Genomic DNA, 13,062 nt, shown 5'->3' with positions numbered 1-13,062 from the left:
GCGGCTTATCAGCTAAGACGAAACTGGCATAGCTCAGAACAAACCGGCATTTTGACCTGCTCTGGCGCGGGTTACAGTAGGGTTATCAATCATTAAGGATAACCGCCATGCGCAAACCGCTGCTCCTGCTTACCGCCCTTGCTCTCTCCTCAGCCGCCCACGCGGCAACGCCCAAAGATACGTTCGTGGTCGCCGTGCCGCTGGACGGCATTATCAGTTTTGACCCGGCGGAAAGCTTTGAAACCGTCAGCAACAGCAGCCTGCGCAACATCTACCAGACGTTACTGGAGCCGGACCATCAGGATCCGCAGAAGCTGTCCCCGCTGGCGGCGCTGCGCTGGCAGCCGGGTAAAACCCCAAACAGTCTGGTGTTCGACCTGAATCCGCAGGCGCGTTTTGCCAGCGGCAATCCGTTAACGGCGCAGGATGTGGTGTTCTCCTTTACCCGCGCGGTGAAGCTGAACAAAGCGCCCTCATTTATCCTGAGTGAATTTGGCTGGACGCCAGAGAACATCGACCAGCAGTTCACCGTGATCAACGATCATCAACTGGAGCTACGCTGGCCGGCACAAATCGGCCAGGATCTGGCCCTGCGCCTGTTGACCGCGCCGGTCTCCTCCATTGTCGACAGCAAGCTGGCGCAGTCGCATGCCGCCAGTAATGATTACGGCAACGGCTGGCTGAAAACCCACTCGGCGGACAGCGCGGCCTATGCGATCAAACAGTTCGTGCCCCTGCAGGCGCTGGTGCTGGAGGCCAATCCCAACAGCACGCAGAAAGCGCACCTGAAACGGGTGCTGCTGAAAGGCGTGGCCGATCCGGGCACCCGTCGGCTGTTGATCCAGCAGGGCGATGTGGATGCGGCCTATCAGTTGGGGCCGGATCAGCTGGCCTCGCTGAAAAGCGATCCCAATGTGCACATCGAGGCCTTTCCTTCCAGCCTGATCTACTACCTGGGTTTTAACACCAAAAGCACGCAGCAGCCTGCGCTGGGTAATCCGGCCTTATGGCAGGCGGCGCGCTGGCTGGTAGACTACGACAGCCTGGCGAATCAGCTGCTGAAGGGGCAATATCGTGTACACCAGAGCTTCCTGCCGCAGGGCTTTGACGGCGCGCTGGAGACCAAACCGTTCCACTACGATGTCGAGAAGGCCAAAGCGATTTTAGCCAAAGGCGGCATTAAGCCTGGCGCGCATATCGCGCTGTCGGTGGTGAATCAGCCGCCGTATATCGACATTGCCCAGGCGCTGCAGTCGAGCTTTGCCAAAGCCGAGGTGAATCTGGATATCCAGCCAGTGGCGGAATCCGAGCTGTGGAGCAAGATGCGCAGCCGTCAGTTCGAATCCATCTTTACCTACTGGGGCGCGGACTATATCGACCCGAACACTAACGCCAGTACCTTCGCCTATAACGTGCCAAACGGCAGCAAAACGCTGGCCTGGCGCGTGGGCTGGGATATTCCGGAGCTGAGCGCCCTGACCCGCAAAGCCGCCGGAGAAAGCGATGCCGCGAAGCGCAGGGCCGATTACGTCTCGCTGCAACAGCAGCTTCAGCAGAACTCGCCTTACGTGGTGATGCTGCAGGGCGAGGTGCAGGTCGCGCTGCGCAAGAACGTGACGCACGCCCAGCAGGGCATTGGCGTGACGCTGCTGAATTTTGAAGAGGTGCAGAAGTAAATTTCCGGGCGGCAGCACGCAATCTTTACTGACGGCTGCCGCCCCGCTGGCTATGCTTGACGCATGACTGACTTTTCATCAGGTTCTTTCAACATTAAGCCGCACAGATCTTGTTGAGAGACGACAGGTTGTTTTCCTTATCAGATTTTTATCTCTCCCCACTTTGAAACCATCATGTAAATTTATACAACGCTCTTTAACGATGGACGCAGGTCATGATTACCTTGAAAAATGATTACGAAACAACCTCCAAAAGAGCTTAATTTAATAAAAAAATAACATTAATATATTTTGTCATTCATGAAACTTGATGTAATTTATCGTTTCTTACAAATGATGATAACAATCAAGGGAAGCTAATGAAAAAAAGCATGAAAACACTCGTTATGGCAGGGTTGGTTCTGGGAATGGCTTCACAGGCAGCCTATGCTGTGGATGGTGCCTACAGTACGCAGGCAAACCGCCCTATGACCGTCAGTGCACCTAACACCTGGTACACGCTCAATTTTCCAATCCCATCGGGGGCTATCCCGGTTAGCAATGCCACACTGACAGAAATATATTATGATTACTCACTTGGTCAGTCAGACGTGGGGAGTCGTGGTACCTTAACTGTCCAGTTGTGCCAGGGCTCTACCATAAACTGCACTGATGTTTCCTCAGCTAAATCAGGGTCGACTACTTTTTTCAAGGGTAAACCTGCTGGAAATCCACTGTTTCTGTACTACATGGTCAGTAGTAACCGAGCAACCGGAACCATTACTGGAAATGGTGTATCGCAGTTAAGCGTCAACTATACATCAAGCAAATAAATTTATTTGTGCCTGGTAAACGCAATCAGTGATAGCAGCCATCACTGATTGCGTTATTACTATTTCTGATGGGTAAAAATGGATTTAAGGCCAATGCTCCTGGTTATTCAGTCCTGTGATTGTTTTAATTTGCAAAGTTATAAAGTATGAACATCGCAGAAAAGTTGCCCGAATCAGTTTTTGCATCCGCTGAAGCAATTCGCCTAAAAGAAATAACCTATGCTTATGGGATACAGTCGGATGCTACAACCATTTTAAATAACATTTCTCTTTCAATTCATCGTGGTGAAACCTGTGCTATAACGGGACCATCAGGTGCAGGAAAAAGTACACTACTTAACCTTATTGGTTTGCTCGAAAAGCCTGTTAAAGGGAAGGTTATTATTTCCGGCTACGACACATCTACAGCCCTTCCTGACGAACGGGCAGTATTAAGAAATCGCCTGCTTGGATTTATTTTCCAAAATTTTAATCTACTTCCTCGTCTTAACGCCCTTGAGAACGCTGCTTTACCGCTTCTCTATCGGGGTATTAGTAAAGAGAAAGCTTTTATTCGCGCGAAAGATAAACTTGAACTGGTTGGCCTTTCAAATCGGTTAAATCATCGTCCACACGAATTATCTGGAGGACAAAGTCAGCGAGTAGCCATTGCAAGAGCACTTGTTGGAGAGCCGATACTCTTGCTCGCGGATGAACCCACTGGAAACCTTGATCGTAAAACAGGAGATATGATTGCTAATCTTCTTCTGTCGCTGAATGCATCACAAAATACAACGCTGATTATGGTGACACATGATGATGCTCTTGCGAGTAAAATGAAAAGACGCCTGAATGTACTCAACGGAAAAGTATTTGAATAAAAATGCAATTTTTTAGATGGCCCCACTTTTTTGAAAAATTCACGGATGGTGGAATGTATGGCCCTACGCCAAGACAACACTTCTTTTCTGCAATCGAAAACATTCGTTACCTTGGACGCAGAGCTGTACTCGCTTTTGCTGGAATAGCTATTGGTTGTTGTGCTGTAACCGCCTTGATAAATATGGGAAGCATGGCGCAGGCAGAATCGATTAAAGTTTTTAAAGGATTGGGCAGTAATCTCATTATAGCCAACCTTCAACCTTCCCCGGGAAAGTTTAATGCAGGTCTTACACCTCGAGAATTTAATCCATCTTCGCTTTTACGCGCTTTAAAAGATATAAAAAGTGCGAGTGGAGTGATTTTCACTTCATCTGAAGTAAAATATGGCAGCCGGATCATAGGTTCATTAGTTATTGGTGAAAGTGGCGAACTCGCAAAAATAATGCAGTTAAAACTAACCTCGGGTCGTTTTTTGGGGGATGAAGATTCAGACAATACTTACGTCCTTGTTGGTTATAATGTCGCTCATCGCGCGGGTTATGCCTCTTTAAATACGGGTGAAAATATAGTTATTGGAAACTATATGTACAAAATAGTTGGCATTTTGAAAAGACAGGGTGAAAATTATCTCTTCCCTTTCAACATCGATGATGCCGTGGTTATGCCTGTTGAAGGTATGAAAAGAGTAATTCATCGGCCAATATTTTCTGCAATTATGATGGTATATCAAGAAAAATCTTCTGCAGAAGATACAGGAAAAAATATCAGTAATTATTTAAAAAAACTGAAAAATGGACTGTCGGTTAACATTCAGATCCCCGAATCACTCATTGATGGTATGAAACAGCAAACCGGGCTTTTTAGTTGGTTACTGATATGCATAGGCGGCGTCTCAATGTTAGCCGGTGGTATAGGCGTCATGAATGTTATGCTTATGAATATAGCCGAAAGAAAAAAAGAAATAGGTATACGACTTGCAATAGGTGCTCGTCCATTCGATATAACCATACAATTCCTTCTCGAGGCTCTCATCCTTAGCGCGGCAGGGGCTTTAGTTGGAAGCGTATGTGGAATCATTAGTTCACTTATATTTTTTTACTTTTCTGTATGGTCTCATTTTATTATTACGCCCTACTCTCTCATACTTGGCGTAACCAGCTCACTCGGGACTGGATTATTTTTTGGACTTTATCCAGCAATGAATGCATCTAAAATAGAACCTGTAAGAGCGCTTAATGATGCGTAAATATACTCTTATTCTTGCCATGATATATGCATTTACAGTTAACTCAGCCTACTCAAATATCTCAGCGCAATCTTCACATGGTGCAAATGAAAGTTCGCTCTCAACACCTGAAAATAAAATTAAACTAAATTTAATTGATACCATTGCAATCGGTTTAAGAAATAACAGAGATATTCAAAGTGCCTACCTTGAAAGGATTTCTCAAAAATTCGATCTTCGGGTTGCCGAGGATAGTTTTACACCGAAGATGACTATTACTGGAGAATATCTTAACGGTGAAAATGATGAGAATGGTTATCGCCAAAACAGGATTGGACCGACTGCGACATTGCTCACTCCTTATGGAACGAGATTCAGCCTTGGATGGGCTTATCAAGACCGAAAATCTGATACGCAGAACTCATTCAGCAATGACGGTGCAAGCTTTACTGTAATCCAACCCTTACTTAAAAATGCAGGGAAAGACGTTACCACCGCATCTCGAGAGCTTGCAAGGATGACCGAGGCGCAAAACCGTTTATCTCTTAAATCGACTCTGTCTCACAAAATTACACAAATCGTTGTGGCCTACAGAAATTTTTTGAGATCGAAGGAAGAAATTAATATTGCTCAAGAGTCATTGGACAGAGCAAAAAATCTCACACAGGTCAACGAGGCTTTAATAAAAGCAGGAAGAATGGCTCGATTCGAGGTTGTTCAGACAGAAGCGGATGTTGCAAATCAAGAGTTATCTCTGGAGGAGGCCAGAAATAACTATGAAACTTCTCGTCTCGGTTTACTTAGCCTCTTGGCACTTGATTTAAATACGCCTATCGATGTATCTGAAAATGCTGATCCTGCTTATGCAAGTATAAATATTAATGAAGCAATTAGTGTTGCTAAAAAAAACCAGCCCGTTTACTTAAGTCAGTTGATTGAAAACAGAAAATCAGATATCAATGTTTTGCTTGCCAGAAATGGACAGTTATGGGATATATCACTTGTTGCTGGCGCAAGTCAAATTCGATCTCATGCGGGAGATTCAAGTCCTGAAAAAACGTGGGATAAATATGTTGGGGTACAAGTTGAAATACCCGTAGGGGATCTTTCAACAAGAAAAACGCTTATTGATACAAGCGTGACAATGCAAATAAATAAACTCCGCACAGAAGATATGCAACAAAAAATAAGAGAAGATGTTCTCAATGCAGTCAACACAATAAATACTAAATGGAAACAGTACGAGATAGCTCAACGCGCTTACAGGCTGACTGCTGAAAAAGTAAAAATTGAAAGAGAAAAATTACTGGTAGGGCGTTCCACAAACTTCCAAATAATTTCGTATGAGAATGATCTTCGTAACGCAAACAACTTCAAACTGAATGCATCTATCAGTTACCAAAACGCCCTTACAGAATTGGATGAAATTGTTGGTACCACTCTTCAAAGCTGGCATATATCACTAAAAGATGAAGAAAGAAATGAGCCATAATCTTAATAAAAACTGGAAACTTTGGTCTCTGGTTATTTGCACCTGCGTGATTGGGGCTTGTTTATACTTTTCTAAAACGCCTGATGAATCACATCAAACCGCAGAACAATGGTATCCGATTGCACCGGGATCTCTGACGAATACTCTAGGCCTTATAGGGCATGTTGAAGCTGTTGAACAAAAGACGCTTAGTGCACCTTTTGACGGTGTCCTTGAAAAAATAAACGTTCAGGCTGGAGATAGCGTTAAAGCTGGCGATATGCTCTTTACTATGGGAACGTTAGAGCTTGATATTCAGATCAGGAACGCACTTTCAGAACTTCTTAAAACTAAACGGGAAGTCGTACGACTTAAGAACTGGGATCAAGATCCAGAAGTTCATCGCCTGAGACGACAGGTAAGCATAGCAACAGCAGTACTAAACAATAGCCGTAAAAATTTGAAAGAAACGACAGAACTCTACGACAGAGGTATTGTTGCACGCAATGAGGTTGACAATCTACGTCTTCAAATCCAGACGCAAGATCAAGACTTAAAAAATGCCAGGGAAGATCTGGCCACTCTTGAATCAAGAGCCGATAAAGATTCACTACAAATTGCTGAAATCGCTTTCCTTAACGCTCAAGCCCTCTATGAATCGCTTAGAAATATGGCTTTAAATTACCAGGTTCGGGCTCCTTTCGATGGCGTAATTGTTCCCGCCAAATTTTTTGGAGGTGACAAAAGCGTAATTGTAGAATCAGGGCAGCATATATCACAAGGCAATCCTGTTTTTTCAATCACTGGCCTAAAAAATTTTAAAGTACTGGCTCATGTTCAAGAAAGTGATATATCTTTGCTTAAAGAGGGCATGCCAGTGACAGTATCGGGGGAAGGGTTTGGAAACGTTTCCCGTCAAGGTAAAATAACCCGAATTGCTTTCCAAAACAGTAGTGATCAAAACTCAGGAGGGTTAGTTGAATACGAAATAACCGTTTCCTTATCTCCAGAACAGATAAAAAAAATAAATTCAATTAAATTAGGCATGAGCGCAACGCTGGAAGTGCTTGTTTATTCAAATCCACACGGTATAGCTGTACCTCCTCAGGCAATTATGCGAGACAATGATGGTAATGCTTACGTTTTGTACCGTAATGCCCCCCATTCATCACCTGTTAAAAGACCAATTACAACTGGAAAAAGTGTTTCAGCCGGGATTGAAGTTTTTGGACTGGAATCTGGCGAGGTCTTACTTAAAAATTAAATTATAGCGTTAAGATCCGTTAACGCTGAAGTACCGCGGCAAGCGAGATGGCGTGGTGCAAACCATGGCGAAAAGCGCGGGACGACAGATTACTAACCAGATTATTCGCGGCGTGCTGGGCAGCCTGTTTGGCGGTCGCCGTCGCTAAAGGTCGGTGGCAGCCTGGCTGCCACCTTAACGCTACTTGTGTTTCCAGCTGGTAGACACCGGGTTGGTGACGGTGTTCTTTTCCTGCGTGTAGGTGCCGTTCTGCTGGGCAATCGCCTCGCCGGTATCGACAATCGCGTTCTGGATAAACACGTTCTGCTTATCGCCGCGCACAAAGGTCAACTGATGGAAGGCGGTCTTGTTGCCCCAGTCGGTGGACGGCAGCGAGATAAAGCGCACCGTGAAGGTCTCATCATCGAACTTGCCCTGCATCACGTATACGCCGTAATGGTTTTCCCCCTGCGAGATGATTTTATAGGTGCCGTTGTCGTAGTAATAAATTTCGGCATCGGGGAAGGGTTTTTTGTCGTACATTTTACGGTAATGCAGGACCTGCTTAATGGTGGGCTTTCCGAAGCTGACGGTCAGATTTTTTCCATCGGCAGAGGTGGTCAGCCCTTCTGCGTGCGCGCCGATGCCACTCATTAACATCAACAGACTTGCGGTTGCCGTTGCGATTGCTTTCACGTGAATTCTCCTGGTCTGGTTCCATGGATAGGGTGCGTCAACGTACGGAGACTGCTTCCGAAATGTACACTGATGTAACTGTTTATAAGAGTGGTAATTTTTAATGTTATTAGTTTTTAGGAACAGTCTGATTAGCACATCGCCCGACATGTTAAGACAGAGCGGTTTAGTACCAGACTTAACTGCGCTTTTCGGCCTGGATCGGGCAACGTTGACTTACTCAGCAGGCAAGCTGCTAAGATCAGGATATGGATAAACAACGCGAACTAAAACGGACCAAACGCCTGGCGCTTTCGCTGCTGCTGCTGGCCGCCATCACTTTTGTTGTCACGCTGTTTCTGCCGCCCAACTTCTACGTCAGCGGTATTAAAGCCATTGCCGAAGCGGCGATGGTCGGGGCGCTGGCCGACTGGTTTGCGGTGGTAGCGCTGTTTCGCCGCGTGCCGGTGCCGTTTATTGCCCGTCATACGGCCATCATTCCGCGCAATAAAGATCGCATCGGTGAGAATCTGGGCCGCTTTGTGCAGGAAAAATTTCTGGATACCGATTCGCTGCTGAATCTGATCCGCCGCCACGATCCGTCGCAGATGCTGGCAAGCTGGCTGAGCGTGCCGGACAACGCCGATCGGGTCGGTCGTCATCTGTTGCAGGTGATGCGCGGCTTTCTCGATCTGACGGATGACGCACGCATCCAGCACTTTATGCGCCGGGCGGTGCACAAGGCGATCGACAAGGTGGATCTCAGCCAGACCGGCGCGCTGATGCTGGAAAGCCTGACCAAAAATAACCGCCATCAGGAGCTGCTGGATGCCGCGATCGATCAGCTGCTGCGGCTGCTGGATAAACCCAGTACCCGGGAATTTATCGCTAACCAGCTGGTGCGCTGGCTGAAGCGCGAACATCCCATCAAGGCCAAAATGTTGCCGACCGAGTGGCTGGGCGAGCACAGCGCAGAACTGGTGGCGAATGCGGTGGATTCGCTGCTGGATGATGTGGCGCTGGATCAGGGCCATGAACTGCGGCTGGGCTTTAACCGCGCGGTGGATCGCCTGATTGAGAAGCTGAAAAACGATCCGGAAATGGCGGAACGCGCCGAGGTAATTAAAGGCTGGCTGAAAGACGATCCTACGCTGAACCGCTATATCGGCGAGCTGTGGGGCGATCTGCGCGACTGGCTGAAAGCGGATCTCAACAGCGAGGCGTCAAAAGTGCAGAATAAGGTCCGCCAGGCGGCCCTGTGGCTGGGCGAAACCCTGGCCGCTGATGAAGGGCTGCGCAGCTCGATGAATCAGCATCTGGAAGACGCTGCCCGCAGCGTTGCGCCGGAGTTCGCGGCGTTCCTGACGCGCCATATCAGCGACACGGTGAAAAGCTGGGATGCGCGGGAGATGTCGCAGCAGATTGAGCTGAACATCGGTAAGGACCTGCAGTTTATCCGCATCAACGGCACGCTGGTGGGCGGCACCATCGGGCTGGTGCTGTATCTGCTTTCGCAGATTCCGGCGCTGCTGCCGGTGGTGAAAGGCTGGCTGGCCTGATTTAACACTGCCCTGTTCTGCTTAATTCAACGACATGATTAAAGGGAGGTAAACATCACCTCCCTTAGGTGCGGCCTGAACGTGATTTACCTGAAGGACTTCACGATAATTTCAAGCAGTTGCAGTAGTGCAACCATGAGCTTCAGAAATACGCGAGCGATTTCTATCCATCTCATACGCTGGCTCCTGTGGTCAGGAGCACTTACAGCCTGCGTACCTTTCCGCTGCCTGTAACAGGCTGATTAGGTTGATAATGCATGATGTGCCCCTGGAGGCTAAGGCACTGACGGCACCACCCGTTGCAGCCAGGACTTGTCAGTCATGAAACGCATCTTTCACAGCACGGTGCGGCCTCAGAGCACATCAACATCAACCTGGAAAGCATAACAAAAACACTGTATAAATAAACAGAAAAATACAATGATTGCGAGCGAAGCCTCAAACCAATCCAGTCAGAGCGTACAATAAAGCATCACCTGCTTGCACCATGCCGGATTAATTCGTATAGTTCAAAACGTTGATAATGCATGATGTGCACCGCACGCAATCGTGCTGACGTAAACAAAAAACCTCGCCTCACCCGCGGGGTTTTTTGTTGTCTGCGCCAGAGAATAAACGGCGGTTATGCCTGATCCAGCGCCGACTGCGCCACGGCCATAAACTGTTTTACCCTGTCCCGGTCCACATCGTTCCACCAGACGCCGTCCACCTTGAGCGCGCTGGCCACAATCACGCCCTGGGTGCGCCCCAGAATCTGGCAGACATTGGCGGGCGTGACGCCCGAACCCACCAGCAGCGGTAAGGCGGTGGCGGCGCGGATCTCGTCGATTTCGTCCAGCGTGGCGCTGTCGCCGGTACGCTGTCCGGTGGCGATAACCGCATCGGCTTCAAAGAAATCAACGTCGCGGGTCAGTTCCTGAATGGAGCGGTCGGCGACTATCGCATGGCTGCCGTGTTTAACGTGGCTGTCGGCAAACACCCGAATATGTTCGGCACGTAGCTGGCTGCGGTAGCGCAGCGCTTTGGCGGCGGCCCCTTCAATAAAGCCTTCGTTGGCGATGTAGGCATTCGCCCACTGGTTGACGCGGATAAAATCCGCCCCGCCCGCCAGCGCGGTGGCAAAGGCAGGCAGCGCGGCGTTCGCCAGCACGTTAATACCCAGCGGTACGCCGAAACGTTCGCGCACTTTTTCCGTAATTACCGCCATGAATGCCGGGGTTTCCGGGCCAATATCCTCGGGTTTTGAAAAGGGAATATCGCCATGATTTTCCACGATCAGGCCGTGAACACCGCCGAGAATATAGTTTTCGGCATCGCGTAAGGCGCGCTCAATGATCGCGCTGACGGATTTGCCGCGATATTTTGGCGAGCCCGGAAACGGGTCACAGTGAATCACGCCAATAACGGCTTTGGGGCGGGAAAATATCGCTTGTATTGCGTCATTTTTTTCTGCTGATATAGCAACCATCGCGTCTTTATCCTGTTCAGGAAAACACTATGCGTGTTTATGTGGCTGGTAATATTACTGTCGATGAAACCTGGTCTGTCACGGATATTCCGGCTAAGGGCGCCTCTGTGCATGGTTATCACCGTTCGCAGGATATCGGCGGTAAAGGCGCGAATCAGGCGATCGTATTATCCCGCTGCGGTATTGAGACGGTTTTACTTGCCGCGACCGGTCATGACAGCAAAGGAAACTGGATCCGTCAGCAGCTTATAAACGAGCCGGTGACGTTACTGCCTGCACAGCCTGTTGCGGCCCTAAGCGATACCTCACTTATTTTAAACAGCGCCGACGGCGATAACGCCATTATTACCAGTACAGCGGCGGCTGAGGCGCTGGATATCGCGACGCTCAGTCACCATCTTGCCGGCGCGCGTCCGGGCGATCTGCTGGTCCAGCAGGGTAATTTCTCGCCCGGAAAAACCCACGCGCTGTTCAGCCTGGCGAAATCCCTTGGTCTGATCACCGTCTTTAACCCCTCGCCAGTGAACGCCGGTTTTCGCGCGTGCTGGCCGCAGGTGGATATCGCGGTAGTGAATCAGCATGAAGCCCAACAGTTAGCGCCCAGCGCCGTTAAAACGCTAGTGGTTACTCACGGCAGTGCCGGGGCCTGGCTGATTCAGGGCGAGCAGCGGACGTTTTGCCCGGCGCAGCCCGCTCATGCCGTGGATACCACCGGTGCAGGCGATACCTTTCTTGCCGTAATGCTGGCATCCGCACTCCTTCGTGGGGGCGAGATTGATAAGTTAGCACTTACTCACGCCAGTAAGGCTGCCGCGCTGACCGTCAGTCGGCATGGCACACGTCAGGCCTTTCCCACCGCAGAGGAGCTCGCCGCGCTGCTCCAGGCAGGCGGCGAGTCAGCGGTTATTTAAACATCGCGCGATAGCTGTCCACGTTGGCTTTGGTCACCACCGTGGCCGGCACCAGAATGGTTTTCGACACGGTTTTGCCTGCGGTAATCGCGTTCAGAGCCTTCACCGCCTCTTCACCCATCTTTTTCGGGTCCTGTTGCAGGACAGCCGTGACATACCCGCCATCGATGCCGCTGATAGCTTTAGAGGTCAGATCCCAGCCAAAGACTTTGATGTCTTTCTGGCGGCCCTGGTTTTCCACCGCCGCAATCGCGCCCAGCAGGGCCGGTTCGCCGGTCGCGTAGATGGCGGTTAAATCCGGGTTGCCGGTGATCAGGTTTTCTGCCGCCGTCATCGCCGTATCCTGCACGTTCTGGCCATCAACCACATCCGCGACGGTGATGCCTGGATGACTTTTAATGGTTTCTTCAAACCCTTTTTGACGCTGGTTCTGCACGGCTGAGTTCAGCGCGCCCACAATGCCCAGTCGCGCTTTGCCGCCCATATTTTTCGCCACGTAGTCGACAAAATATTTACCAATAATTTTGCCGCCTTCCAGGTTATCCACGCCCACCTGTGCCGCCTGTGGGCCCGCCGGTAATACCGCATCAATTGCAATGACCGGTATTTTGGCGGCGGCCGCTTCTTTAATGGCCGGCATAATGCCGTTGACGTCAATCGCGTCCACCATAATGCCCTTCACGCCCTGCTGAATATAATTTTCGATCGCGTCGTTTTGCGATACGGGATTATCGTTGGCGTTAAAGATCACTAAATTTTTACCGCTGGCTTTCGCGGCTTCCTGTGCGCCCTGACTCATCTGATTAAAAAACAGGGCCTGCTGATTAATCTGAACCAGCGCATACGTCGTGGCGGCATGCGCCAGTGAAAATAACGAACCCGCAGACAGTAAGCCGGTAGCCAGCGCAACCGCGCGCAGTTTTCTGGTGTTAAATGCCATCATCATAAAATTCCTCGTCGGGAATGTGCGATAACCAGTCGATCTCCGCATCGTAATGCAGAGGGATTATTGTTGGCGGGCAAATATCGTCTGAATGGCTGATTCAGCCAGGACCTGAATAACCGACTTTCTGTTCGCCGTCCATTATGGTGAACTTGTGAAAGGGATTAATCGGGTTTGGGAGTGACTCCCGGGTCATGCGGTAAACTGTCTCTACCATT

Annotated in this window: 11 protein-coding genes and 1 pseudogene; 9 read left to right on the top strand and 3 right to left on the bottom strand. The window is 49.3% G+C overall.

Annotated features, from left to right (window positions below; all coding sequences use genetic code 11):
* Nucleotides 1-107: 107 nt before the first annotated feature.
* The 7 genes and pseudogenes from G5574_RS16165 to G5574_RS16135 form a co-directional block, all read left to right on the top strand.
* A complete protein-coding gene (locus G5574_RS16165; protein WP_164482879.1) occupies nt 108-1,676 on the top strand; it encodes an ABC transporter substrate-binding protein in 1,569 nt (522 codons plus the stop codon).
* Nucleotides 1,677-2,035: 359 nt separating this feature from the next.
* The gene (locus tag G5574_RS16160) at nt 2,036-2,488 is read left to right on the top strand and encodes a flagellar protein FlhE (RefSeq protein ID WP_110267927.1); all 453 of its coding nucleotides are present in this window, start codon (nt 2,036-2,038) and stop codon (nt 2,486-2,488) included.
* A 146-nt stretch (nt 2,489-2,634) separates the two neighbouring features.
* Entirely contained in the window at nt 2,635-3,348 is a 714-nt protein-coding gene (locus G5574_RS16155) for an ABC transporter ATP-binding protein (RefSeq protein WP_133745511.1), read from the top strand.
* Nucleotides 3,349-3,350: 2 nt separating this feature from the next.
* Nucleotides 3,351-4,595, top strand: a complete 1,245-nt coding sequence (locus G5574_RS16150) for an ABC transporter permease (protein ID WP_164482878.1) — start codon at nt 3,351-3,353, stop codon at nt 4,593-4,595.
* Nucleotides 4,585-6,066, top strand: a complete 1,482-nt coding sequence (locus tag G5574_RS16145; RefSeq protein WP_244964639.1) for a TolC family protein — start codon at nt 4,585-4,587, stop codon at nt 6,064-6,066. The genes G5574_RS16150 and G5574_RS16145 overlap by 11 nt, the downstream gene beginning before the upstream one ends.
* A complete protein-coding gene (locus tag G5574_RS16140) occupies nt 6,056-7,309 on the top strand; it encodes an efflux RND transporter periplasmic adaptor subunit (RefSeq protein WP_164482877.1) in 1,254 nt (417 codons plus the stop codon). The genes G5574_RS16145 and G5574_RS16140 overlap by 11 nt, the downstream gene beginning before the upstream one ends.
* A 37-nt stretch (nt 7,310-7,346) precedes the next feature.
* Nucleotides 7,347-7,457, top strand: a pseudogene (locus G5574_RS16135) (helicase HerA-like domain-containing protein); the annotation flags it as partial.
* Nucleotides 7,458-7,489: 32 nt separating this feature from the next.
* Here the strand turns inward: G5574_RS16135 and G5574_RS16130 are convergent.
* Entirely contained in the window at nt 7,490-7,984 is a 495-nt protein-coding gene (locus G5574_RS16130; RefSeq protein ID WP_006121814.1) for a hypothetical protein, read from the bottom strand.
* Nucleotides 7,985-8,232: 248 nt separating this feature from the next.
* On the opposite strand from G5574_RS16130, the gene G5574_RS16125 reads away from it, so the two are divergent.
* Nucleotides 8,233-9,522, top strand: coding sequence for a DUF445 domain-containing protein (locus tag G5574_RS16125; protein WP_164482876.1), 1,290 nt, complete (start codon nt 8,233-8,235; stop codon nt 9,520-9,522).
* A gap of 622 nt (nt 9,523-10,144) precedes the next feature.
* Here G5574_RS16125 and G5574_RS16115 read toward each other — a convergent pair.
* Nucleotides 10,145-10,990 carry a BtpA/SgcQ family protein gene (locus G5574_RS16115; protein WP_033739242.1) on the bottom strand — a complete coding sequence of 282 codons (846 nt, stop codon included), beginning with the start codon at nt 10,988-10,990 and terminating at the stop codon, nt 10,145-10,147.
* 29 nt (nt 10,991-11,019) lie between these two features.
* On the opposite strand from G5574_RS16115, the gene G5574_RS16110 reads away from it, so the two are divergent.
* On the top strand, nt 11,020-11,901 hold the full coding sequence (locus G5574_RS16110) for a PfkB family carbohydrate kinase (RefSeq protein ID WP_164482875.1): 882 nt from the start codon (nt 11,020-11,022) through the stop codon (nt 11,899-11,901).
* Here the strand turns inward: G5574_RS16110 and G5574_RS16105 are convergent.
* Nucleotides 11,894-12,844 (bottom strand): ABC transporter substrate-binding protein, encoded by a 951-nt coding sequence (locus tag G5574_RS16105; RefSeq protein WP_164483248.1) that lies wholly within the window; start codon nt 12,842-12,844, stop codon nt 11,894-11,896. The genes G5574_RS16110 and G5574_RS16105 overlap by 8 nt on opposite strands.
* Between the last annotated feature and the right edge of the window lie 218 nt (nt 12,845-13,062).

The sequence above is a fragment of the Pantoea stewartii genome, from assembly GCF_011044475.1.
In the GTDB taxonomy this organism is placed as follows: domain Bacteria; phylum Pseudomonadota; class Gammaproteobacteria; order Enterobacterales; family Enterobacteriaceae; genus Pantoea; species Pantoea stewartii.
Note: the sequence above shows the minus strand (reverse complement) of the source record. Positions and strands in the feature narration are given on the sequence as shown.

Coding starts and splice junctions, on each gene's coding strand:
- G5574_RS16165 (WP_164482879.1), top strand. CDS start 108: ATGCGCAAACCGCTGCTCCTGCTTACCGCCCTTGCTCTCTCCTCAGCC.
- G5574_RS16160 (WP_110267927.1), top strand. CDS start 2,036: ATGAAAAAAAGCATGAAAACACTCGTTATGGCAGGGTTGGTTCTGGGA.
- G5574_RS16155 (WP_133745511.1), top strand. CDS start 2,635: ATGAACATCGCAGAAAAGTTGCCCGAATCAGTTTTTGCATCCGCTGAA.
- G5574_RS16150 (WP_164482878.1), top strand. CDS start 3,351: ATGCAATTTTTTAGATGGCCCCACTTTTTTGAAAAATTCACGGATGGT.
- G5574_RS16145 (WP_244964639.1), top strand. CDS start 4,585: ATGATGCGTAAATATACTCTTATTCTTGCCATGATATATGCATTTACA.
- G5574_RS16140 (WP_164482877.1), top strand. CDS start 6,056: ATGAGCCATAATCTTAATAAAAACTGGAAACTTTGGTCTCTGGTTATT.
- G5574_RS16125 (WP_164482876.1), top strand. CDS start 8,233: ATGGATAAACAACGCGAACTAAAACGGACCAAACGCCTGGCGCTTTCG.
- G5574_RS16115 (WP_033739242.1), bottom strand. CDS start 10,990: ATGGTTGCTATATCAGCAGAAAAAAATGACGCAATACAAGCGATATTT.
- G5574_RS16110 (WP_164482875.1), top strand. CDS start 11,020: ATGCGTGTTTATGTGGCTGGTAATATTACTGTCGATGAAACCTGGTCT.
- G5574_RS16105 (WP_164483248.1), bottom strand. CDS start 12,844: ATGATGGCATTTAACACCAGAAAACTGCGCGCGGTTGCGCTGGCTACC.